Origin of the sequence: Paraburkholderia sp. BL23I1N1, from assembly GCF_003610295.1 — a bacterium.
Lineage (GTDB): Bacteria > Pseudomonadota > Gammaproteobacteria > Burkholderiales > Burkholderiaceae > Paraburkholderia.
This window is the reverse complement of the sequence record NZ_RAPV01000001.1, coordinates 3,321,328-3,343,999: the sequence shown is the minus strand read 5'-3', so window position 1 is coordinate 3,343,999 and position 22,672 is coordinate 3,321,328. Positions and strand designations below refer to the sequence as shown.

23 protein-coding genes and 1 pseudogene are annotated in these 22,672 nt (G+C 61.3%); 9 read left to right on the top strand and 15 right to left on the bottom strand.

Annotated features, from left to right (window positions below; all coding sequences use genetic code 11):
• Nucleotides 1-307 precede the first annotated feature (307 nt).
• On the top strand, nucleotides 308-1,144 hold the full coding sequence (locus B0G76_RS15580; protein WP_120293412.1) for a site-specific integrase: 837 nt from the start codon (nucleotides 308-310) through the stop codon (nucleotides 1,142-1,144).
• 45 nt (nucleotides 1,145-1,189) lie between these two features.
• Here B0G76_RS15580 and B0G76_RS15575 read toward each other — a convergent pair whose 3' ends face one another.
• The 3 genes from B0G76_RS15575 to B0G76_RS15565 are packed head-to-tail and all read right to left on the bottom strand — an operon-like array spanning nucleotide 1,190 to nucleotide 4,367.
• The gene (locus B0G76_RS15575; RefSeq protein WP_120293411.1) at nucleotides 1,190-2,188 is read right to left on the bottom strand and encodes a site-specific integrase; all 999 of its coding nucleotides are present in this window, start codon (nucleotides 2,186-2,188) and stop codon (nucleotides 1,190-1,192) included.
• Entirely contained in the window at nucleotides 2,185-3,123 is a 939-nt protein-coding gene (locus tag B0G76_RS15570; protein WP_120293410.1) for a tyrosine-type recombinase/integrase, read from the bottom strand. Before B0G76_RS15570 ends, B0G76_RS15575 begins: the two co-directional genes overlap by 4 nt.
• Complete coding sequence (locus B0G76_RS15565; RefSeq protein WP_120293409.1) at nucleotides 3,120-4,367, bottom strand: site-specific integrase; 1,248 nt, start codon at nucleotides 4,365-4,367, stop codon at nucleotides 3,120-3,122. The genes B0G76_RS15570 and B0G76_RS15565 overlap by 4 nt, the downstream gene beginning before the upstream one ends.
• A gap of 256 nt (nucleotides 4,368-4,623) precedes the next feature.
• Between B0G76_RS15565 and B0G76_RS15560 the strand changes: the two are divergent.
• Together B0G76_RS15560 and B0G76_RS15555 are read left to right on the top strand one after the other, a co-directional pair.
• Nucleotides 4,624-5,794 (top strand): annotated as a pseudogene (locus B0G76_RS15560) (IS91 family transposase).
• Nucleotides 5,795-6,199: 405 nt separating this feature from the next.
• Entirely contained in the window at nucleotides 6,200-7,132 is a 933-nt protein-coding gene (locus tag B0G76_RS15555; RefSeq protein ID WP_220700755.1) for a patatin-like phospholipase family protein, read from the top strand.
• Nucleotides 7,133-7,258: 126 nt separating this feature from the next.
• Here the strand turns inward: B0G76_RS15555 and B0G76_RS15550 are convergent, their stop codons facing one another.
• A complete protein-coding gene (locus B0G76_RS15550; RefSeq protein ID WP_120293407.1) occupies nucleotides 7,259-8,218 on the bottom strand; it encodes a GlxA family transcriptional regulator in 960 nt (319 codons plus the stop codon).
• 109 nt (nucleotides 8,219-8,327) lie between these two features.
• Here B0G76_RS15550 and B0G76_RS15545 point away from each other — a divergent pair, with 109 nt between their 5' ends.
• Nucleotides 8,328-8,633, top strand: coding sequence for a putative quinol monooxygenase (locus B0G76_RS15545; protein ID WP_120293406.1), 306 nt, complete (start codon nucleotides 8,328-8,330; stop codon nucleotides 8,631-8,633).
• 122 nt (nucleotides 8,634-8,755) lie between these two features.
• Entirely contained in the window at nucleotides 8,756-9,514 is a 759-nt protein-coding gene (locus B0G76_RS15540) for an alpha/beta fold hydrolase (RefSeq protein WP_120296404.1), read from the top strand.
• 414 nt (nucleotides 9,515-9,928) lie between these two features.
• Here the strand turns inward: B0G76_RS15540 and B0G76_RS15535 are convergent, their stop codons facing one another.
• Both B0G76_RS15535 and B0G76_RS15530 read right to left on the bottom strand, forming a co-directional pair.
• Nucleotides 9,929-11,920, bottom strand: coding sequence for an SMP-30/gluconolactonase/LRE family protein (locus B0G76_RS15535; RefSeq protein ID WP_120293405.1), 1,992 nt, complete (start codon nucleotides 11,918-11,920; stop codon nucleotides 9,929-9,931).
• 287 nt (nucleotides 11,921-12,207) lie between these two features.
• The gene (locus tag B0G76_RS15530; protein WP_120293404.1) at nucleotides 12,208-13,107 is read right to left on the bottom strand and encodes a LysR family transcriptional regulator; all 900 of its coding nucleotides are present in this window, start codon (nucleotides 13,105-13,107) and stop codon (nucleotides 12,208-12,210) included.
• Between the two features lie 122 nt (nucleotides 13,108-13,229).
• Here B0G76_RS15530 and B0G76_RS15525 point away from each other — a divergent pair, with 122 nt between their 5' ends.
• Complete coding sequence (locus B0G76_RS15525) at nucleotides 13,230-13,787, top strand: carboxymuconolactone decarboxylase family protein (RefSeq protein WP_120293403.1); 558 nt, start codon at nucleotides 13,230-13,232, stop codon at nucleotides 13,785-13,787.
• Nucleotides 13,788-14,753: 966 nt separating this feature from the next.
• Here the strand turns inward: B0G76_RS15525 and B0G76_RS15515 are convergent.
• From B0G76_RS15515 to B0G76_RS15490, 6 genes are all read right to left on the bottom strand, one after another.
• The gene (locus tag B0G76_RS15515) at nucleotides 14,754-15,047 is read right to left on the bottom strand and encodes an MHYT domain-containing protein (RefSeq protein WP_120293402.1); all 294 of its coding nucleotides are present in this window, start codon (nucleotides 15,045-15,047) and stop codon (nucleotides 14,754-14,756) included.
• A 57-nt stretch (nucleotides 15,048-15,104) separates the two neighbouring features.
• Nucleotides 15,105-15,356: a hypothetical protein gene (locus B0G76_RS15510; protein WP_120293401.1), complete on the bottom strand. Its 252-nt coding sequence runs from the start codon at nucleotides 15,354-15,356 to the stop codon at nucleotides 15,105-15,107.
• Nucleotides 15,357-15,427: 71 nt separating this feature from the next.
• Nucleotides 15,428-15,826 carry a DUF1801 domain-containing protein gene (locus B0G76_RS15505; RefSeq protein WP_220700754.1) on the bottom strand — a complete coding sequence of 133 codons (399 nt, stop codon included), beginning with the start codon at nucleotides 15,824-15,826 and terminating at the stop codon, nucleotides 15,428-15,430.
• Nucleotides 15,823-16,080 (bottom strand): hypothetical protein, encoded by a 258-nt coding sequence (locus B0G76_RS15500; protein WP_120293400.1) that lies wholly within the window; start codon nucleotides 16,078-16,080, stop codon nucleotides 15,823-15,825. Before B0G76_RS15500 ends, B0G76_RS15505 begins: the two co-directional genes overlap by 4 nt.
• On the bottom strand, nucleotides 16,077-16,493 hold the full coding sequence (locus tag B0G76_RS15495) for a VOC family protein (RefSeq protein WP_120293399.1): 417 nt from the start codon (nucleotides 16,491-16,493) through the stop codon (nucleotides 16,077-16,079). The genes B0G76_RS15500 and B0G76_RS15495 overlap by 4 nt, the downstream gene beginning before the upstream one ends.
• Entirely contained in the window at nucleotides 16,490-17,032 is a 543-nt protein-coding gene (locus B0G76_RS15490; RefSeq protein ID WP_120293398.1) for a helix-turn-helix domain-containing protein, read from the bottom strand. The genes B0G76_RS15495 and B0G76_RS15490 overlap by 4 nt, the downstream gene beginning before the upstream one ends.
• A gap of 240 nt (nucleotides 17,033-17,272) precedes the next feature.
• Here B0G76_RS15490 and B0G76_RS15485 point away from each other — a divergent pair, with 240 nt between their 5' ends.
• Both B0G76_RS15485 and B0G76_RS15480 read left to right on the top strand, forming a co-directional pair.
• Complete coding sequence (locus B0G76_RS15485; protein WP_120293397.1) at nucleotides 17,273-18,730, top strand: NCS1 family nucleobase:cation symporter-1; 1,458 nt, start codon at nucleotides 17,273-17,275, stop codon at nucleotides 18,728-18,730.
• Between the two features lie 129 nt (nucleotides 18,731-18,859).
• Nucleotides 18,860-19,243 (top strand): hypothetical protein, encoded by a 384-nt coding sequence (locus B0G76_RS15480; RefSeq protein WP_120293396.1) that lies wholly within the window; start codon nucleotides 18,860-18,862, stop codon nucleotides 19,241-19,243.
• 125 nt (nucleotides 19,244-19,368) lie between these two features.
• Here B0G76_RS15480 and B0G76_RS15475 read toward each other — a convergent pair whose 3' ends face one another.
• Together B0G76_RS15475 and B0G76_RS15470 are read right to left on the bottom strand one after the other, a co-directional pair.
• Complete coding sequence (locus B0G76_RS15475) at nucleotides 19,369-19,827, bottom strand: hypothetical protein (RefSeq protein ID WP_183082063.1); 459 nt, start codon at nucleotides 19,825-19,827, stop codon at nucleotides 19,369-19,371.
• A gap of 108 nt (nucleotides 19,828-19,935) precedes the next feature.
• Entirely contained in the window at nucleotides 19,936-20,856 is a 921-nt protein-coding gene (locus tag B0G76_RS15470; RefSeq protein WP_259460592.1) for a questin oxidase family protein, read from the bottom strand.
• A 179-nt stretch (nucleotides 20,857-21,035) separates the two neighbouring features.
• On the opposite strand from B0G76_RS15470, the gene soxR reads away from it, so the two are divergent.
• A complete protein-coding gene (gene soxR, locus B0G76_RS15465) occupies nucleotides 21,036-21,506 on the top strand; it encodes a redox-sensitive transcriptional activator SoxR (RefSeq protein ID WP_183082062.1) in 471 nt (156 codons plus the stop codon).
• A 51-nt stretch (nucleotides 21,507-21,557) separates the two neighbouring features.
• Here the strand turns inward: soxR and B0G76_RS15460 are convergent, their stop codons facing one another.
• Nucleotides 21,558-22,631, bottom strand: a complete 1,074-nt coding sequence (locus B0G76_RS15460) for a helix-turn-helix domain-containing protein (RefSeq protein WP_259460591.1) — start codon at nucleotides 22,629-22,631, stop codon at nucleotides 21,558-21,560.
• Between the last annotated feature and the right edge of the window lie 41 nt (nucleotides 22,632-22,672).

Genomic DNA, 22,672 nt, shown 5'->3' with positions numbered 1-22,672 from the left:
AAAGAAGTGCGGGTACAGCAACGCTGGGCCATAAATCACTGGCGATACTTCTTGCATGAATGTCCGGTGTCGCGACGGCGGCTGACGGTCGAGCGGCCGGCAGGCTGGCCGGTGACCCCGGCTGGCTGGACGTGGCCGAACTGAGTCGATTGAACGACCGGCTCAGGCCGACCCGCTCCGGCCGGTGGACTAAACCGCTCGCGCGGTAGGCGCTACGATCCGACGCTGGAGGTGAAGGTCAAGCCGGTCGCGCGGTTTATGTTGGCGAATGAGGCAATCCGCCTCGTTCTCCAGCAGGAGCCGAATCATGACCTCCTCACCGGCAAACGCCAGCCCACTGCGCCAGCGCATGATCGACGACATGCGCATGCGCCAGCTTGCCCCCAGGACGCAGGACATCTATCTGCACATCGTGCGTGAGTTCGCCCGGTTTCTCGGGCGCTCACCTGCCACCGCCACCGTCGAGGACCTGCGCCGCTACCAGCTCCATCTGGTCGACCACGGCACATCGGCCGTATCGCTGAACCACGCGATCACCGGCCTGAAGTTCTTCTTCACAGTCACGCTCGACCGCCCCGGGCTGATGGTCAGGATGCAACCGGTGCGCGTGCCCCGCATATTGCCCGTCGTGCTCAGTCCCGATGAAGTGCGGCGACTCATCGAGGCAGCCGGCAACCTGAAGCACCAGACCGCACTGTCGGTCGCATACGGTGCCGGGCTGCGCGCCAGCGAAGTGGTCGCGCTGAAGGTCACCGACGTCGACAGCGAACGCATGACACTGCGTATCGAGCAGGGCAAGGGGCGCCGTGACCGCTACGCCATGCTCTCCCCGGTGCTGCTCGAGCGTCTGCGTGTGTGGTGGCGCGTGGCCTGTGCGCAGGGCAGGATGCCCGATGGTGGGTGGCTGTTTCCCGGGCTCGATCCCCTCGACCAGTTAAGCACGCGACAGTTGAACCGTGCCATTCATGCCGCCGCCGAGGCTGCGAACATCGACAAGCGCGTATCCATGCATACCTTGAGGCACAGTTTTGCGACACACCTGCTCGAACAGAAGGTGGACATCCGCGTGATCCAGGTACTGCTCGGCCATGCGAAGCTCGACTATCTCCCGCGCGGAACTATGTCCCGTGACGCACGGGACTGACGGGACGACATCAGCCGGCCGTGCGCAGCGGGACATAGGCATGGCCTACAGGCCCTTCAAGAACGCCAGCAATCGGTCATCGGGTCGATACCGTCCTGGCTTGCCTTTAGGGGGCGTGGTCCTGTCCAGAACCGCCTGCTTTAATGTGAGGTTGGCGTCCAGGTAGACCTGTGTGGTTTCCACCGATTCGTGACCGAGCCAGAGTGCGATGACTGAGGGTTCGACGCCTTCTTGCAACAGATCCATCGCTGTCGTGTGTCGCAATACATGCGGGCTCACGCGCTTGTTCTTCAGCGAAGAGCATTCCTCCGAGGCCGCCAAGACATACTTGTGAAGCAGGTAATGGACGCCGTGTGCGCTCAGCCGGCCGCCGCGCGCATTTGGGAACAGTGGCTGATTCGCGGCCCGCGGTGGCTCTCGAACCCACGCGACCAATACGGCGCGAGTGCTCTTGCTCAATGGTGTGCAACGCTCCTTGCGCCCCTTGCCAAACACGCGAACATGCGCGCCGGCGCCAACGTGCAGGTCCTCGCGCTGAAGGCCTGTCAGTTCAGACAGGCGTAACCCCGTCTGCACCGCCAACAACAATAGAGCGTGATCGCGACGACCAGACCAAGTCTGCTGGTCCGGCGCGGCCAGCAATGCATCGACCTCTTGTCGGCTCAGGAATGGGACCAATGCGCGGCTAAAGCGCTTGGCCGGGATGGCCAGCACGCGCTGGATGTGCGCTGAGTGTGACGGCATCTCGAAGGCCGCATAGCGGAAGAACGAGTGCACTGCCGTCAAGCGGAGGTTACGCGTTCGAGCTGTGACGCCACGAACCTGCTCCTGTTCATCGAGGAAGTCCGCGACCAGCGGCGCATCGATGTCTTCCAGTGCGAGAATGGATGGTGTTTTATGCAGGCGTCGCTGTACAAATTCCAGCAGTAACCGGAATGTGTCGCGGTACGAGGCGATCGTATGCACACTGGCCTGGCGCTGGTGCATCAGGCGCTGGATGAAGAACTTCTCCAGCAAGGCGGCGAAGCTGGGCTCCCTAGTCATGATGACTCTCCCCAGCGGCGTTCCAGGAGATCCATCGCTTGTGCCATCAACTCGGGCGACCCGCTCAGATACCAGTACGTGCCGGCCACATAGATGTGCCCAAGATAGGTCGACAGCACCGGCATCAAGCGCCAGGCGTCCTCTCCAGACTGATACCAACGTATCAGCACTTCAACGGCGAAGCGATGCCGGAAGTCATGCAACCGTGGACCCTTGCTTTCGCCTTCGGCACGCAGTCCCGTTTGCCTTGACAGCGCGTAGAACGTCCGATGAACGCGTCCTATGTCGAGCCGGGTGCCGCGACTCGTGATGAACACGTTGGACGAGACCTGGCGTCCGAGGAACTGTTTGCGGCGCCTGAGGTAGTCAGCCAGGACGGTACAGGTGGTCGGATGAATTGGGACCAGGCGCGATCGACCGAGCTTGGCACCGCGAATCGTCAGGACGGCGTCTTCGAGGTCCACGTCACCAAGCTCGAGGTTTAGCGCTTCGCTGATACGCAGTCCTGTAACGCTGAGCAAGCCGATGAGGCAATGGAACACCCAGGGCCGCAGCGGCGTCGACGGCCACGCCACCGGCAACTCCAATGCCGCGTCCAGCAAGCGCCGTACTTCCACCTCCGTGTATAGATGAGGTCTGGCTCGCGTAGACCTATGGGGCAACATCCCGACCGGTGGAATTTCTGTGCGGATGTCGGTGGCACTGCGGTGGCGGGCAAAGCCGCGCACGAAGCAAAGGCGTCTGGCCCATTCTGCGGGTTGAACCGACGGATTTTGCGCCCACTCCAGAGCGAGGCCGGTGCTGATATGCTCGGCATGCCGCGTCTCCATGAAACTGACGAACCGGGGCAACAGCAAGCCGGCCTCGCGCATCTTGAAGCCGAGGCTGCGGCGCAGGTCAAGGTACTCCTGGAGTGCCTCTCGAAGCGTGTTCATCGTGCACCTCCTGGCCAGGCCATGGCTAATTTCCGGAGGGCGCTGACATCCACCCTCGCATAAAGGCTCGTGGACTGCGGGCTTCGATGGCGAAGAACCTGGCCGATCTCCGGGAACGACGCACCGAGTTGCAACATGCGAACAGCCAAGGCGTGCCGGAACTGGTGCGAGCCGCGGTGCGGCGCGTCGACTTTGGCGCGATTGAGCGCGTGGCGCACGATCGTGCCGATACCGTCCGACCCTTCCATCAGCCCGCGTATCGGTGCCAGGGATCGAAGGAAGAGGTGCCGATCTGGACTGGTAGGACGCCCGCGCTCGAGATAGGCGGCGATCGCCTCGCCCACGTCGGCGGTCAATGGCAGGAGACTCTCGCGGCCACCCTTGCCACGCACACGCAATTGAGCACAGTCCCAGTCGACGTCGTCCAGCGTCAGCCTGACGATCTCGCAAGCTCGTAGTCCCAGTCTTGCCAGAAGCAGCAGCACGGCTCGATCGCGTCGGCCCACCGCGCTCCGCCGGTCGCAACTGTCGATTGCGCGCTGCGCGTGCTCGCCGGCAATGGCTCTGGGGATAGGGGGTGTGCTTGCCCAACTGGCTACCGCTGGCACGCTTGCAGCAAGTCCCGCGGTGACCTCGCCGCGAAACTGGGCGTAACGAAGGAAGGACCTCAGTGCCGTGACAACGTTCTTCAGGGCGGCCGGCGCCATGCGCTTTGCCTCGCTCTTAACGAAAGCGCTGGCGTCGGTCACGCGAACGTCCCGCAAGCAGACTTCTCCTTGGCCGAACCGCCACACCAGAAATTTGCGTGTCCATCTTGCATAGGACTCAACGGTCACAACGGCCAAACCCTGATCGCGTTTTAAGGATTGCGCAAACCCCTCGACAACTTCGTCAGCGGCAATAGCGTGCGTTTGAGCGACATGACACACGCCGCGATCGCGCAAGAAACGCGTCAACAGTTCCAATGCGTGTAGTTCCCGGCGTCTCGTCTCGAAGCATCGCGATCGACGTCGCGAACGAAGGCGCTGATACCGCACGATGTCGTCGTCCTTCAAGGCATGGAAGGAAATGCAGCTATCCTCGCACCAGTGCCCAAACGCAAGCGCGTGTTGTGCCAACTGGCATACATAACTGACCGAGTATTGCTGCCCGATCAGCGAACCGACGAACGCATTAAGGTGCTCCCCAGTTGCACCTCTGATGGTGCAGACCAGCGCGGCAGCGCTCTCATAAGAATCACCCATGGTCTTCTCCTATCAGGCGAAAGTGCCTGCAAAGGGAGAATGCCAATGTCTAGCGTCGATGCGGGAAAGCCACACCGGACAGGGGTTCTCAGTGAGCACCGGACATAGTTTCGCGCGGGAGATAGTCAAGTTTGCCTGCAGTCAATAGGCTCGAGAACACCGCGCTCTACGTCCAGGTGGCCACCGACCTGCTGCACGAGGTCACGAGTCCGCTGGACCGCCTGCCTGCCGGGTAAGCTGCGCGCTGTAGCGCCTCATGCTGGAGGTTGCGGATATCTTCCGCAGCCACGGGCCAGCGTGGCGAGCCACGACACATCTGAGCCTGGGGCAGCTGAAGGTCATGTCGGCCATCGAACGGTGCCGCACGGCGGCACTGGGCGGACATGTGCTGCGCTGTTCAGGCTGCGCAAGGACAGAGGTGTCCTTCAACTCGTGCCGGGACCGCCATTGCCCAAAGTGCCAGGCCAGCGCCGCACACCGCTGGCTGGAGGCACGCCAGGTCGACCTGCTGCCCGTCGAGTACTTCCACGTCGTCTTCACGCTGCCCGCGCCCATCAGTGCGATCGCCTGGTAAAACAAACGGATCATCTACGGCCTGCTGTTCGACATCGCCGCTGACACGCTGCGCACGATCGCCGGTGATCCCAGGCATCTCGGCGCCCAGATCGGCGCCACGCTCGTACTGCACACCTGGGGCTCGGCGCTCACGCATCACCCGCATGTGCACGGCATCGTGCCCGGTGGCGGGCTGTCGCCTGACGGTGAGCGCTGGATCGCCTGCCGGCCCGGCTTCTTCCTGCCCGTGCGCGTCCTGTCACGCCTGTTCCGGCGCCGCTTCCTCGAGGCACTCCAGTCGGTTCACCCCCGCGGCGACCTGCAGTTCTTCGGCGAGTACACCGGGCTCGCTGACCCCGCCACCTTTGCCCGGTGGCTTGCGCCGCTACGTACCTGCGAATGGGTGGTCTACGCCAAGCGCCCGTTCGCCGGACCGAAGGCGGTGCTTGAGTATCTCTCACGCTATACACATCGCGTCGCCATCTCCAACCAGCGACTCGTCGCCTTCGATGAGCGCGGCGTGACGTTCCGCTGGAAGGACTACCGCGCGAAGGGACACACCCGCTACAAGACCATGACCCTCGAAACCGGCGAATTCATGCGCCGCTTTCCTGCTGCATGTGCTGCCGGGCGGCTTCCATCGCATCCGTCACTACGGACTGCTCGCCAACCCGGTGCGCCGCGCCAGCCTCGCGAAGGTGCGTGAGTTGCTGCACGTCGTACCCGAGGTCGCCACCCAGCCCGACGATCAAGAGGTCGCTGCCGCTCCGGTCTTCGTCTGCCGGCACTGCGGTGCACCAATGATCGTCATTGAAATACTGGAACGCACTGCTCCCATTCGCGGACCACCCATACGACGAGGCGAGACTTGAGCGGAACGCTTCCTGCACCTCCAACCCGACCGTCGGCTTTGCGGCAACGCGGCCCACGAGCGGACGTCTGCGCCTGTCGCCTCGCGCAGTCCCTCGCACGTCCGCTTTACCGTCACAACTGCGCCACTGCACCGCTTCATCGCTGCGTCAACGCGCATCCAGAATCCCACCGCACCACGCATCCATCAACTTTGCTGGCCATCCCGGCCTATCAATCGCCATAGCCCAGGACTCCGACCGTATCGGGGCACTCCGCGGTTTCCTCCATCGAGGCTCGTTCAACGCCTGCCAGCGAAGCGCGGTGGCGCAGTCACATTCCTGCGGGCGTTGGCAGGCATCGACCAACCCTAAACGAACTCAGCCGGATGACGAGCGACGCAGTTCGACCCAGTGAAGCGGACATTCTTGACCATCGGATCAATTCATACCGGGGGTGGCATGGAAACCAGACGTGAGCGAGCGTTGGTCCTCCATGGTGGTGGATCGGCCGGCAATGCGTGGGAGATCGGCGTCGTCGCCGGCCTGTTCGATGCCGGGTTGGATGTGACCGAGGCCGATTTGATCATTGGGACGTCGGCTGGATCGACGGCTGCGGCCCAGATCACTAGCGCGCCCCCGACCGAACTGTTTGCCGCCATCCTTTCCGCTGCATCCCAGCAACGGACTGGCCCGAGCGGACCCGAGGGCGGACGCGTTCCCATTGGGCCGGCAGCGAACCATATGGAAATAACGAGTCGGATCATCGCCGCCGCTGAGGATGCGGCCGACATGCGCCGCAGAATGGGTGCGGCGGCGCTCGAAATGGACGCGGCGTCGGACGGCTCCGGGCAAGCGCCGTGGCGCGCTGTCGTCGCCGCTCGGCTGCCCAGTCAGCGCTGGCCGGAACGACCGTTGCTCATCACAGCGGTCGATGCCCATACCGGTGAACCGATCGTGTTCGATCGCCACAGCGGAGTCGACCTCGTGGATGCCGTCGCCGCCAGCACGTCCAACGGCTTCGGTGTCCCTCCCTACAGCATCGGCGACAACAGATACATCGACGGCGGCTACCGACGCAACGAGAACGCCGATCTGGCAGCCGGATACGCACGGGTGCTGGTGCTGTCGCCCATCGGCGGCAGATCACGGCATCCGGTGGAGTGGGGCATGCACCTTGCGGCACAGGTCGACGAACTCCGCGCGGGCAACAGCAGAGTCGAGACGATCTTCCCGGACGGCGACTCGCTCAGCGCGTTCGGTGTCAACATGATGGATCTGTCGACCCGTCCGCCCGCCGCTCAAGCCGGTTACAACCAAGGCAGAGCCCTTGCCGATCAGCTCACCGAATTCTGGCGCTGACGCCTGACATCCGCTTTCGATCCTGAACGGTCGTCAGGCAGCTTCCAGGTGTACAGCGGCCGTTGCTACACCGTCGAGGTAGACGAAGCATCGGCCAAAGGTCTAGTCCCAAATGGCCTCAGCGACTCACGACGCCCGCAACTCACGTACCCCCTTACCTATCCGCCGCCGCAGCAACGTTCGCAAAGTGACGCCGTCCGCATACCCGACCTGCTCGGCAATGCGATCAACGCTGAGCTTGCTCGTCTTCAGCAGATGGACGGCGCGCTCGACTCGCAGATCCTGAATGTACTCGACAGGCGTTTTACCGAGCACTTCATTCAAACGTCGCGTCAATGTCCGCGTGCTGGTCGCCAATGCATCGGCGACGACGTTGAGCGCGATTGCCGTGTCGAGGTGTTCACGCACCCAACGGTCGAAACGCTCGACGAGCGGGTCCGAATGGGAAAGGTGATCGGAGATCGCATAGGCAGACTGCGACGGCCGCGAATCGAATACGAGGTAGTTGGCCACGAGCGCCGCAAGCTCAGGGCTGTTGTTGCGGATCAACCAGAGTGCAAGGTCGAGGTGGCCCAGGGCTGCCCCTGCCGTCACCGTGCTGCCGCTGGGGACGACGATGCGATGCGCATCCAGGTGCACGGCGGGGTAACGCTGCCGGAATACCGGTGAGAGCCACCATGTGGTCGTGGCTTCGTAGCCGTCGAGCAAGCCGCTTTCAGCCAGCACGAACGTACCCGTGCAGGCGGCTGCAATTTGGGCGCCGGCACTGCGCCACGAGCGCAAAGCGCCTAGCGCATCGATCACATCGTGTCGGCCAAGCGCAGGCACGAGCTCTTCGGCCGTCGTGCAGTTGAGCGCCGGCACGACGACCCAATCCGGGGCGGGGGCGTCGGCCATATCGCGGACGGGCACTTGCAAGCCAAGCGCGGTGCGCACCTGGGGCTGCATCCCCACCACGGTGATGTCGAAGCCCGGTGTCGCCATCCCCGTCGCGTCCGCAAGTCTGTTGGCCATCGTCAAGGCATCGAGCACGCTAGCGAGACCGGTATCGAACACCCCTTCGAGCGCGAGGACAAAAATTCGCATGGCGGAATTGATATCAAAGTTGTCGATTGAGACAGTGTTTCCCAACTCACTCCGTTTGTAAAGTGTGACTCACCGCATGAACCCCTCACGCGGACACTGGAGAACGAAGATGATCAAGCACGCACTATTTGTCCGACTTGAAGCCAAACCGGGAAAGGAGCAGGCGGTCGCAGACTTCCTTGCCGCAGGCCTTGAGATGACCAATCGGGAGGCGACCACGCCGATCTGGTTCGCCCTCAAGCTGTCGCCGACGACGTTCGGCGTCTTCGACGCCTTTGCAAGCGAAGAGGATCGCCAGGTACACCTGCACGGCAGTATGGCCAATGCCCTGATGACGCAGGCCGACGAGTTGCTGGCAAGCCCTCCGTCGATCGAGGCGATCGACGTCCTGGGCATGAAGAACAAACTCGGCTGACGTCTTCGCACTCCGGTACGCCAGCGCGCAAATGCGACCCGCAGCGTCCGTATGTCGATATGTCCGACGCCAGATGGCTTAAGCAAAACGTCGGGCACATAGTAATATCCATGGAGATTGAAATGTATGCACTACGAAATAAGCTTGTCGTTGCCTTCCTGCTTGCTTTGGGTGGCACGATGGCTCACGCCGAGACGAAGCCCGCGGCGAACGATATCGTCATTGTTCACGGAGCACTCGTGGATGGCTCAGGCTGGCGAGCCGTCTACGACATCCTGACCAAGGACGGTTTCCATGTGACGATCGTGCAGGAACCGCTCACTGGCCTCGCCGAAGACGTCGAGACCACCAGGCGCGCCATTGATCAGCAGAGCGGTCCGGTCGTGCTGGTCGGTCACAGCTATGGCGGCTCTGTGATCACGGAGGCAGGCGCCGACCCGAAGGTCAAATCGCTCGTCTATGTGGCTGCGCTCCAACCCGATAAAGGGGAAGCCAGTGGTCAACTGCTGTCGAAGTTCGCCGCGCCCAACGATGCCATGCGAGCAACACCGGACAAGTATTTCTTCATCCCTGCCGCAAGATTCCCTGGGACCTTTGCACAGGATGTCTCGCCGTCGGAGGCTCAATTCATGGCGGACTCGCAGGTGCAGCTTAATCAGCAAGCGTTGGGGACACCTGTTTCTGTGGTGGCATGGCGAACCAAGCCGAGCTACGCAATCCTGACTACCCAGGATCGTGTGGTGAGCCCTCAGCTTCAGCGCTGGATGTATCAACGCTCGGGTGCCAAGGTCACTGAAGTGAGCGCAAGCCACGCTGTCTTCATCTCACAGCCGGCCAAGGTCGCTCAAGTGATTGAGACGGCAGCAAGGCAGGCAAATTAACCGCTGATCACCTCAATAGGGGACGTTTCCCCTTTGAGGCGATGACCGGCATCACCGCAAATCGGCACGCCCCCATTGCAGGTACACACATTGGTTGTCGAATCGCGGCCGTGAGGCTGACCCAGAATCAGGGCCGTTCTGAAGTGTGATATCGACCACTGGAGTAAAGATCATGTCACGCACCCTGACGTCCTTGTTGCTTGTTGCTTGTTGCCGGCGCAAGTCTTGCTGCCACCGCGCTCGTTGTGGTAACTGCAGTCCTCTCAGCACCGGCATTCGCAAGGATTCTGCCGCAATAATGAGGCGAGGTAGCATTGGGCGGGCACCGCGAACGGCGGCTTCTGGCCGAACTCTGCTCAGTCATGGACGGATGAATCGAGCCGCCGCCCCAATCGCGGCGACTCAGGCGCATCGTCAATTCACGCTGAAGGGCGACACCATCATCGTCTTCGTCTTCGTCGCATTCACCCCGGTCCCGGTCAATGCAGGCGGCGTCCAGCGATACACCACAATGCTCGAGTTGTTGTAGTTGTCTTTCGTCACCTCATATTCGCCGGTCGAACGCCGATAGGCCCGAAGTCCATACATTGAGTCCACGTCGTTGCCGACGTCGACTTTGTTTGGATTGCTATTGACGAACGTGGTGTCGAGCTGTCCCGTCGTGAGGTTGAAGGCATCAATATTCGGCACGGTATGTACGTAGCCGACAAACAGATAATTGCCGGCGGCCACAATGGATTTGGCATTCGCGCTAGTGATATTGATCACTGGGTTCGGCGCGCTCCTGTTGCCGGCCAGCCAGCCGTGATAGACCTCGACGCGCGATCCGACCGCGGTCCAGTCCGTGCTGCCGGTTGCCCATTGCGTGAGAATCATCGTGTCGCTGTCAGGTAGGTAGATGATCCGCGTCAGTTGCGAGATTGTGCGCGGGATCGGCATCGTGATCGCGGCACCCCAGACCGGTTTGCCGCTCGCATCGAAACCGGTCAGCGGATAGTGAGAAATGACGTTGGTTTTGTCGAGACCCGCCCAGATATCTCCCTTGCTATCCAGGCAGAAACCATTGCGGACTTTCGCCGCCGTACCGAACGACGTTCCCGGCAACGTGCTATCCGGAATCGCAATGTACCCGCTCGCCCGGTTGAAGTGGAAAAAGTAGAAGGTATCCGGGTTCTGGCTCGCGGCGACGAGTATCCGGTGGTCGCCCACGCTGGCGATCTGAGCGAAATGTTCGCCGCGTTCGTGATCGGCGAGATTGATCCGGGGATCGGACGGATAGGTGATAGGATCGATTGTGTTCGCAATGAAGTTGCCTCCCACGGTGCCCGAATAGATGTTCGTTCCGCCGTAGAAGATCGCCCCGTCTGTGGCTGGGTCCGGTGCCGCGTTGCCCTCAAAGTTCACCGACTGGAGCTGCCAGCGCAGAACCCCGGTTCCGTCGTACGCGTGGATGTCGGTGCCGCCGTTGCGGCCGAGGTCCCATGACCCGCCCCACGGATTGTTCAGGACGTAGAGGTTGCGCGCGGAATCCCTGCCGATGCCGGTGACGCGCGTGAAGCGCCTGTCGCCTACCCGCCCCTTGATGCCAGTGACCGTATTGAGGAAGCCGCCTTGAACACCAAACGTACCCACGCCATAAGGTGCGCCGGACACGTCATAGATCTTGATGTTCATGTCCGGACCCTCGTCGCCGATCCATAACTGCCCGCTGGACGAGTCAAAATACAGCGAAGAGGGTTGCCCTTTGGCCGCCAACAGGATGGTGTTTCGCCGTTCGCCGGTCGGGCTGAACTGGATCACCGCGCCCGTGCTTTGTTGCGCGACCCAGATGTTGGCGTCCGCGTCCACCGCGAGCGCGCCCGGCGTTGCCACGCCGATATCGCGCAGCCAGACACCGGACGTCGTGAACACGCGCACGCGGTTGCCTGGGAAATCGCTCGCGTAGAGCAGCGAGCCGGACGTCGCGAGTCCGGTGACGACATCCGCGAGGCGTTCGGTGGTCGTCGCGCTTACCGTGATGAGCAGGTCGCGCGTGCGGCTTGTCCGGTTGTATCGGCCAACCGTGCCGCTTCCATACGTGGCGTTGAACTGCAGCGCAGCGAATAGCGAGGTCGAGTTGCCGGTGATCGCGCCACCCTGAAACTCGGCGTGCGCCCCGATTGAACCGATGTTCTGTCCATTCTGATAGATCGCGATGCCGCCTTCGTCTTCGTCCCACATTGACGCGGTATAGATCACCCCGTCTGATGCCACCCACATCGAGCGGGCCACATTGCCCACTCGCGTCGTGGCCGTGCCATGCGTGTTGGCTATCCAGCCGGTGGAGTATTGGGCTTCGCAAACGGACGCAGCCGCTGCGCTCAGCACTACCGCGACGAACGCGGTACAGAGTCGTTTGAAAACCATGAGGGATGTTTCTTTGATCGCTCGCCGTGCAGTACAGGCGTCCATAGTGCGGTGTTGCCAACCTTGGCAAACCTGGAGGCCGACCCTGACGAATTGAGCCAGTGCGTCGCGAAGCGTGCGACGTGACGCGTCGAATTGGTCTGGGATGTCGTCTGAGTTAACGGCGGTGCGCGGCGCGAGTTGAGCGATTTTTTATCGACTGGACCATGATGACGGCGTGCCAAGCGGGTGCCTTGCTGATCGCTGTCAGTCGGGAGGCGATAAAAAGGTAAAGCCCGAGGTCCAGGTCAAACGGCGGAGATGCGAGCTTTAAGGCGCGGTGACATGAAGTCGGGAAAAGCTCGCAACTTGAGCGGCAGCGGCGCCTGCCCGGCATGGACTAGATGGATCGGCAAAGGTGCCAACTTGAATCTCTCCAGTACGAACTGCAAGCGGCCTTCGCGTAAGACATCGGCAACCTGATATGACAGAACCCGCGTCAGCCCGACTCCGAGCGTCGCGGCGTCGATGGCCGATTCTGCCGTGTTCGTGACCAGTCGAGGGTGGACCTGCACGGTCTGCTCCGATTTCCCGGCGGAGAACGTCCACGCTCCCGGCGAAGTGAGTCCGTCGAAGCTGATGCACGCATGGTTTGCGAGTTCAGCCGGGGTGACCGGCGTGCCGTGAGCCGCCAGATAGTCGGGGCTTGCGCACACAATGGGACGCGTTTCACCGACGCGCATCGCAACGAGTGTGCTGTCCGGCAACTGACCGATACGTACCGCCACATCCACATGTTCTTCGAGAAGATGAACGTTGCGATCTGTCAGAAACAGGCGGGCGTCGATCTCCGGGTAATGTGCAAGGAACGCTGCCATGACGGGGACAACGTGCAACCGCCCGAAGACCACGGGAGCCGTGACCACCAGATAGCCTTTCGGGGCCGCGTATTCGCCGGTCGCTGCCCGCTCGACTTCCCCGACTTCCTCAAGGATGCGCCGGCAGGATGCGACGTAGGATTCGCCGGCCTCGGTCAGCGAAAGTTGCCGCGTAGTGCGATGGAGCAGCCGGGTCTTCAGGTGCGCTTCGAGCTCGCCGACTTTGCGGCTGACCGTCGCCAACGGGATGGCCAGCTGCCGGGACGCCGCCGACAGGCTGCCTGCATCAACGACCGCGACGAGGATGGACATCGCTTCGAGACGGTCCATGATCCTCTCGATTAATGGAAGAAAGATTCCCGATGTTAACGGATTCTCTCCAGATTCGGGAGTAGATAGCATACAGGTCAGTTGCTCCACTCCAGTGCAACTCAATCTCAAAGGAGAGAGTTATGACCCGTATTGCTACCCCGGCCACCGTCGCGGACGCCCCTGCTGCATCCCAACCGTTGCTCGAAGCTGTCAACAAGCAACTGGGCGTCGTGCCCAATCTGTTCCGCATGGTCGGCAACAGCCCCACCGCCCTCGAAGGCTATCTGAGCCTGATGGGTGCGCTTGGCAAAGGCGAGTTGTCTGTACAGACGCGTGAGCGCATCGCGCTCGCGGTTGCAGAAATCAATGGTTGCGACTACTGCCTGTCCGCTCACACCTACCTCGGAAAGAACGTCGCAAAACTCGACGACTCCGAAATCACCGCGAACCGCAGTGGTGGCTCGAACGATCCGAAAGCCGCCGCCGCCGTGCTGTTTGCGAAGAGAGTAGCCGACGCGCGTGGCCGCGTTTCGGACGCTGATCTTGGCGCGGTCAAGGCAGCAGACTATAGCGACGCTGCTGTAATCGAAATCGTGCTGAACGTGGCGCTCAACATCTGGACGAACTGCATCAACACGGTCGCCGGTACCGAGATCGACTTCCCCGTTGTACACGCTGTACACGCCAAACAGGCGTGACACGTCGGGACGGAGTGGATACCGCTGATGCGGCGAGCGACAGCGGTATTTCATGCAAGGCTGGGATTGAACGTGATGGAGGGCAAGATGAGCAATTCGCGCAGGTATCCCTGCGACGTGGTCTTCACGCCCTCCGTCAAGTCGATCCAGTCCCGTCGTGGATCGCGCTACGCTTACGTACGCCGCGAGCAGGACGGCGGATGGGAAGCATCCATCACACGGGAGTGCGCGGATTCGCGAACTGGAAACTGCGGTCGAGCGCCTGCGCAGCAAGGTGAAGAGTTGATATTGCGGGGTGCCGCGTACGGTGGCACAGGGGGTATCCGTCTGTTGAACATTTACGAAGCGGACATTCAACGGACGGCTCGAACTCGCTCGCGAAAGGCCGGAATTGGCTAAAATCACCCACTGGCAGGCGCGAAACGTAGCGGGATAGCGAATGGATAAACCACCTCGGGCGATGGCGACAATTAACTGTGTGTGCGGGCAGGTCGCCTATGAGGCTATCGGCGCACCGATTACCAGCGTCATCTGCTACTGCGACGATTGTCAGGAGCTCGACAGATTGAGTCGCTACCCCATGCGGCTTCAGTTCAGGACCCGGATGGAGGAACGGCATACCTCGTGTATCGGCGGGATCGGGTGAGGTGCCTGAAAGGCACCTCACTGTTGAGACATCACAAGATCAGAGAGGGCTCTGCGACGAATCGAGTGATTGCGACCTGCTGTAATTCGGCAATGCTTGTCACTTTTGATGATGGCAAACATTGGGTGGATCTGTATCGATCTCGATGCAAGGATGATGTCTTGCCCGTGCAAATGCGCGTTTGCACCAAGTTCAAACCCGACGGCCGGACAATTCCAACCGATGTTCCCTGTTACTCTCGCTATCCGATGTCGCTCATCATGAAGCTGGTTCTTGCCAAGGTGGCAATGTTGCTTTATCGAACCGCCGACGCTTGAACATCAATGCATCGGCCCTCGCATGCGATCAATCTGATCATTCAGGCGAGCGACCGATTTGGCAAGAAACACCACTCTGGCATCGAGTCGGGAAAGAACCAGTGTCACGGTGAGAATCGCGAACGCGAACGGAATGACGGCGGCCGCGAGCCATTGAGGCTTGACGCCATTCGCTGCGCCGCAAATCGATCCAACGGGGAAATTCGCCGCGGCCATGCCGGTGTAATGCATGCCTGCGATCGCAATGAGAATTGATCCAGCAAAGATTTTTGGCTCGTAGCGAATCGCGGGGTTCATTCCTGAGTCTCTTTTGCCGCCGAATCACATCCGCGATATAGGAAATGCCGAAAGTAGTTAACGCTCGTTCTTTTTTGCCTGTGCAGCGACCATCCAGCAGACCACCGCACCCGCAGCCCAGCCGCATGCGAACATCAGTTCGAGATCGAGCAAGCCTTGAAAATTCGACGCATTTTCGAAGCTGCATGTCTGATGAGTTCGGAACTGGATGCAGCCAGATTGCGCATCGTTTGCGACAGTGAACAATTTATACAGGCCAAGTGCCGTCAATGCCAGGGCAAGAAGAGCAAGTTTCTTCGATTTGTTCATCTCACGTTCCGTTAGTTCGGTCTGGCACGACGCCCATTGTCGACGATCGAGACTCCTAGGTCCACTGACCATCAACGGGCCGAACGCTTATTCAATTCCACCGCCGCCTGAATCAGTTGAGTCAGCGCTAACTGATTCACCTCTGCGCCTTCGCGGAAGTCGATGGCTCGACGTACCTTGCCGTCCAGGCTCGAATTGAAAAGGCGGGCCGGGTCTGGCAGCGAGGCACCCTTCGCGAAGGTGAGCTTGACGACCTGTTTATAGGTTTCGCCGGTGCAGATCAGGCCGTCGCTGTACCACGCCGGGGTGCTCCACTTCCATTCCTCGACGATTGTGGCGTGGGCCGCTCGGATGAGGCTCCGCAGGCTGGCGAGCAGATCGCCTCGCCAGTCGGCCAGCGACTGAATCCGGGCGTCGATGAGTTCGGACGCAGGCTCGTCGGTGCTCACTATAGGGGAGTTCTTCGTCACTGTGATACCTCCTGGTCACCTAGAGAACGCTTCGACGAACCATGACGGGCACGGTCGCGGCTGAAGTAGGGCAGCGCAAACAGATAGAGCCCCGTGAACAGCAGGAGGGCCAGCGGCAGCAGCGGCGCATAGGTGATCCAGGGCGGCGGGACGCCGTGCCGCACGGCCATGGCGACGAAGTTCGCGATCACCGTCAGCGTAAAGAGGATGGATATCCATCGGTGAAACTGACGAATCCAGGCGCTGGTGTTCATGCCTTGCTCCTCGGTGCCTGGATCATCTTCCAGCCGTTGCCGGCAGGGTCGCGGAAACCGGCATCGACGCTGCCGAAGCGGTCGACCGGCTCCTGCGTGAATTCCACCCCGCGGGCTTTCAGCTGGGTGTAGCTGGCGCGACAGTCGTCCACAGAGAGGACGAGAGGTGGCATGGCTCCCTTGGCGACCATCGCGCGCAGGATTTGCGCGGTGGCTTCGTCGTGGATGGGCGGGCCGGGTGTGAACAGGCCGAGCTGGAACGACGGCTGATCCGGATGCTGGACCGTGAGCCAGCGGTAGGGACCGTTGCGCACGTCCGTGTGGACATTAAAACCGAGCTTGTCGACGTAGAACGAGAGCGCTTCGTCCTGGTTGTCGACGTACAAACCCACCACATTGATACCTTGGTTCATGACTCCTCCCTGGTTGATGGCTGGAATGTATCTTCGGCCACGCGGCGGCGCTTCTCCAAAACTGCGATGTTGAGGTCGGGGCGCTGCGCGGCCTTCAGGACGCAAGCGGGCACGCGGTCGAGTTGAAGCACGTTGGCCTGGGACTCGCGGCGCAAGGCGCTGGGGCTTTGTCCCGTGATGTCGTGAAAGGTGCGGCCGAAAGCGCCGAGGCTCTCCCAGCCGGTGGCGAAGGCGATTTCCGTGATGCTGAGCTCGGTGTCGCGCAGCAGGGTGGTGGCCTGCTCGATGCGCCGCGTCAGCAGGTAGCGATGCGGTGGGAGGCCGAAGGCCCGTTTGAAGGAGCGCGCGAAATGGGCTTCGGAGACACCGCTGACCTCGGCTAGCCGCTTGACGGGCCAGGCCTCGTGCGATGCGGCGTCCATGCGGTCTTTGGCGCGTAGCAGACGGCGCAGCAGGGCGGGGTCTTGCAATGCCTCGGCACCGACCCATGCAGGCGGCGAGGCAAGTGGTTTGGCGTTAGGGGCGTCGCGAAGGGGCATGTGTTCCGAGCGGGCTGGCCGAATGCGGTAGTTTAGGCTGGACACGGGTGCCCGCATAGCGGCGCGCGGCCGTGATCCGCTTGCGCCAGTCCGCATCTTGACCAGGGTTAACCCATTCGAAACGACGCGGCAAAGCACGTACATTTCTGACATACCGGCTGGCTTCAGACGCGGGGGCATCTCGACCCAGGAGTGCCCGGCGGTATTTCCTCAGTTCCGCGAACTCAAAGGAGATGACAGATGGAAATCCGCGATCCTTCCCCCGGCCTCTACAACGAAGATCTCGCGCCCGCCAGGCAGCGCAACTGGGGCGCCTTCAGCATCTTCAACGTCTGGACCTCGGACGTGCACAGCCTCTGGGGCTACTACCTCGCCGCCAGCCTGTTCCTGCTGTGCGGCAGCTTTATTAACTTCGTGCTGGCGATCGGGCTCAGCTCGCTGGTGATCTTCGCGCTCATGAACCTGATCGGCTACGCCGGCGAGAAGACCGGCGTGCCGTATCCGGTGCTGGCGCGCGCCTCCTTTGGCGTGTGGGGCGCCAACCTGGCGGCACTCGTGCGCGCCGTGGTGGCCTGCTTCTGGTACGGCGCGCAGACGGCAGCCGCGTCGGGCGCGATGGTCGCGCTGCTGATCCGCAGCGATAGCATGATGGCGTTCCACAAGGGCACGCAAGTACTCGGACACTCAGGGCTGGAGGTGATCTGCTACGTGATCATCTGGGCGCTGCAACTGCTCATCATCCAGAAGGGCATGGAGACGGTGCGCAAATTCCAGGACTGGGCCGGTCCGGCGGTGTGGGTCGCGATGCTGATTCTCGCGATCGGCCTGTGCGTCAAAGCGGGCGGTTTCTCTTTCAGCCACGGCATTCCGATGGACGCGCTGCTCGACAAGACCCGGGACGCCGGCGTCAGCGGCGAGCCCGGTTCGTTCTGGGCGCTCATGGCCGTGGGCGCGACCTGGATCACCTACTTCGCAGCCCTCTACCTGAACTTTTGCGACTTCTCGCGTTACGCGAAAAATCGCGGCGCAGTGAAGAAAGGCAATCTGTGGGGCCTGCCGATCAACCTGGTCGCCTTCTCGCTGGTTGCCGGCGTGACCACCATCGCCGCCTTCAGGGTGTACGGCGAAGTGCTGCTCCACCCCGAACAGATCTCGGCCAAGTTCGACAGTTGGGTGCTGGCGCTCATCGCGGCGCTAACCTTCGCGGTCGCCACGCTGGGCATTAACGTGGTGGCCAATTTCGTCTCGGCCGCGTTCGACATCTCCAACACGTTCCCCAAGCAGATCAGCTTCAAGAAGGGCGGCTACATTGCCGCGGCCATCGCGCTGGTGCTCTATCCGTTCGCGCCGTGGGAAGGCAACGCCGCGCACTTCGTGAACGCCATTGGCGCGACGATGGGCCCGCTGCTGGGGATTATTCTGGTGGACTACTACCTGGTGGCCAAGGGCAACATCAACGTCGCGGCGCTCTATCAGGAGCACGGCGAGTACCGCTACGAAGGCGGCTGGAACGTCAACGCGCTGGTCTCCGTGGCGGTCGGCGGCGTGTTTTCGACCTTCCTGCCTAACTTCACCAACCTGCTGCCCGTCTGGTGGAATACCTATGGATGGTTCTTCGGCGTGGTGATCGGCGGCGGCATGTACCTGATCATGGCGACGCTGCGGCCGCGTGCCGCGATTGCGCCGACCCGCGCGTGAGCGCTAACTTGGGGAGCGGGCAGCGGTGATTCCCACCCGCTAGCGCGCGGAGCAGGTAGGGCAACAATGCCGATGGTTGACCGTCGGCAGTCATGCTAGGATTTCTCGCAAACAACTCCGGAGACTGCTATGCCGTTCATCTGCGAAAACGTTGAATGTCGCGCCGTGCTTGCCCGTGGGCAGGTCAGAACTGTTAGCGAGAACGAGGGGTGGTGCTTCTACTGCCCAGACTGCAAAACGAGGAACGCGTTGAACGATATCGGCGCGCCGGGCGGTCCAGTTGAGTTGAGGCAGCCGGAGAGACCCGATTTACCGCACAAAGTGATTGCAACGGCTCGACCCCTGGAGGACGGCAAGTACGCCGCGCAATTGCGCGTACAAAGGGCACTCGGTATAAGGGGCACTTACGCGGTCGAAGAGCATTGGGAACAGCTCGGCGTATTCCCTAATCCGAACGAAGCCGTCGCGCATGCGAAGTCTATTGCCGCGGACTTGCTGAACCAGAAGGCATAGTCCCGAGAGGAACGCTGGATTGATCCGCGCACACGGCGCGCGGATCTTTACGGTCGGCTTGCGACTGTCGATCCGCGCGACAACCGGATGCTTGTCGGCGCCGGTTCCGTGAAAGTTGGCATCACTTACGAAGCTTCGGCGGCAGTGAGTTTGACAAATAGTTTGGCCGCTTCGTTGCCATGAGACAAAGCGCGCTGTGCAAGAGCGAGCGCTAGCTGCGCGTCGTGGGTGGCTGCGCTACGGTCCTGATCGAAGAGCTTGACTGCGTGGCGCATATGCTGCGCCGCCTGCTCGTGAAGCTCCGCTGCCAGTTCGTGATGTTTTGCTGCGTTTGCGTTGTCTGCGCCGGAGCCGGGCGATGCAGGCGCGACCGGCGGCGTATTGGCGCTGTGTGCACCCGCAACGTGTGCCTGATCGATCGCGTGCAAGGTGTGACCATGGGCGATCATCGCCTGGTGTGCGGCGTGGGCATAGTCTTTCCCCGCCTCGAAATGCCGCGACGCTCCGTGGTGATATCGCGCTGCCTGCTCGTGATGTGACGCCGCGGCTTCAAGATGTTCTTTTTTGCTGTGCTTCGTGCTCATACAGGCTCCTGTACGACTGTCGGACCGACTCCGATAACGACCGATTCGAAGACGCTGTGGCGGGTCGGAAACCACTAGATCCGAATTTACACGCACTTGCACTCACGATCACGTTTTCGTCGAGCGGAAAACGAGCCGTGCCGCTGACGCAAGGTAAAACGGCGATGGCTGGCGACGGTCCTCGCAAAGACACGTGTAGGCCATCTTGATCACATGATCATCGTTCGATGCCACCGCCATCCGGCACACATCGCTCCAGCTAACGGTGACGTCAGGCGAATCTGTTTCGACGTTCGAGGGTCGGCGCACCGTTGCATATGCTGCGCACAGCGCAATCCACAAGCTGGGCAGCAGTTGCGCTGCAGCCGTGTCAGGCAATTGCGCCAGAAGGATTCGCGCCGCGTGTGTGGCTGTCACCGTATGAAGCACCGTAAAGTCTGGCGAGCGCCAGTAGGCGTGAATCGTCGCCCGCGCCAGATCGTCGAGTAAGGGCACCGCGGCTGGAGGCGCAAGGATGGCTTGCCTGAACCGCACATCGTTTGCAACAGTGCGCAAGCGTGACGTGATCGAGTTGCCCGGGACACCATCATTGCCCATTGCGCGGACGACGTGGTCAATCCCCGCCTCGACGCTTTCTGCCATGCGACTCTCGTCGAAATGGGCATCGATATGCAGATGCGACGAGATTAACGCGGCCAGGCCGGAGGCGATCTCGCCGGGATGCGCCGCCTGAATACCGTATGCCAACCGGATAAGCGCGTGAAAGGCCTGCGTTGCGGGTGCGAACGGCACCTCTTTCAGCACGGCCGCGATGACCGGGACGGAGCCGGCCTCGGCGATCCAGTCCAGAAAACAAACGCGCGAAGCGCCGAATGCGGCGGCATTGCCTAGTTGCCGCGACCATTCGTGGCGGCTGACGATTGTGTCGACGGGTGGTGCAGTCAACGCGTATTTGCGCTCCCACATATCGAAGAATTTCTGCAGTCGATCGGGCGACGCCCCCATTTCGGCCAATGCGACAAGCGCCATTGGACAATGGTTGGTCGTACCTCTAGCTATCAGATCGAAGCGAGCGTTTGCATCTAGAAGCTGGTTCAACTTGATCCTAACGGAGTCCTTACGCATCGTGCCGTCTCTCAATCAAAGGAACCAACGCATTGTGAAAGTTCAAGTAAACTTGAAGTCAAGCAAAAATTTGCGGGAGCGTCATGAACGAGACGGCGATTTCAATTGGTGAACTGACGAAGCGCTCGGGCGTAGCGGCGAGTGCGATTCGTTTCTATGAGGAACAGGGGCTGATTAGCAGTACCCGAACAGAAGGCGGTCAACGGCAGTATCGAAGGGATGTCCTTCGCCGCGTCGGGTTCATTCGCGCCGCACAGACTGTCGGCTTGAACCTTTCGGAGATTCGTTCTGCTCTTGAAACGCTGCCCGGGCAACGCACGCCGACCAAGCAGGATTGGCAACGTCTCTCGCGCGCGTGGCAACCGCTGCTTCAAGAACGGATCGATGGTCTGATTGCATTGCGCGATCAGCTTGCATCCTGTGTCGGCTGCGGGTGCCTTTCGCTGAAATCCTGTTCTCTCTACAACCCCGAAGATGTTGCCCGACGGCGGGGAAGCGGCGCGCGATATCTGATGGGCGACACCTCGCGCGCTGTGTTGGCAGACGATCAATAGCGGCAGCTTTCCGATTGCCGCCGGTGATCCAATCAGTTCGGCATTGCCCGTCTACGTGAAGCGAGCCTGTGCTGCGTGTTCGCGCTGGAGCAACGGCGCGTACTCGTGCAAATCGCGTGGCGCGATGTTGAAGGCGCGACGGAATGCACGTGTAAAGCTCGACGCCTCATTGAAACCCAAGCCCGCGGCAATGTCCTGCACCTCCATATGCGGAAAGCGCACCAGTTCATCGGCCGCCATTCGCAGCCTGCGGCTACGGATATACGCGGCCAGGCCACCTTCATGCTCAAAAATGCGATACACGCTGGCGCGCGAGAGATGCAGCGATGCCAACACGCTGTCAGGCGACAAATCCGGATCGTGCAGATGGGTCTCGACATACCGCCGCACTTGTCCATAGACTGCGGCGCGTACCGCCGCGCGGCTGTTGCCGGCAAGACCCGCTTGACGGCTGAAAGCGGCGACGAGTAGTTCTACCGCAGTGAGAAAGGACTGATGCGCTTCCTCCTTGCTCAGTCCGACGATTTGCCGCTTGAGCGCCACCAGATGCTCAATGATTAGGCGTGTCAAAGGCGTGGTGGCGTGGACCCAGCGGCCATGTAGCGAGGCAGCATCGGGGAACGAGCTTTCCACCAGCGCGCGCGGTACAAAAAGGAGCAGTAGCCGACCATGAAAACTCCGGATTGTGCACGGCTGATCCATGTCCAGCGCGAGGATGCTTGGCACTTGCGGTATGTGCGGCGCATCGAGTTGTGGCTTGCCGCCGACGAACTGCGACGGCGGCCCTTCAAGGAACACGCTGAAGCTGATGTCGCGAATGCTCTCGGTCGAAACCCGACCCAACGATCGCACGGCCAGGTTTGGCGCGGTGCGGAAGTCGAAGAGGCTCAGGTTGTCGATCGTGTAACGGGACAGCGATGAATCGAACGTGTCCGCAGCCTGCTTTGACGAAGGCTGGATGTCGTAGACCGGATTCATACGCTCCTGCCAGGCCAGGAAGCTTTGACGGGCGTCGCCTTGAACGCTGAAAGTGCTGTGCACGATGCCCGGAGCAAGCGTTGGCGGCTCCGGTGGCAACAACAAGCGGCTTAGCGGTATGGCAGTGTGTTGCGGGTCGTCGATCAATGCAGGGCTCGTCGCTGATTTTCGTCCAGTTTTGATCCGTC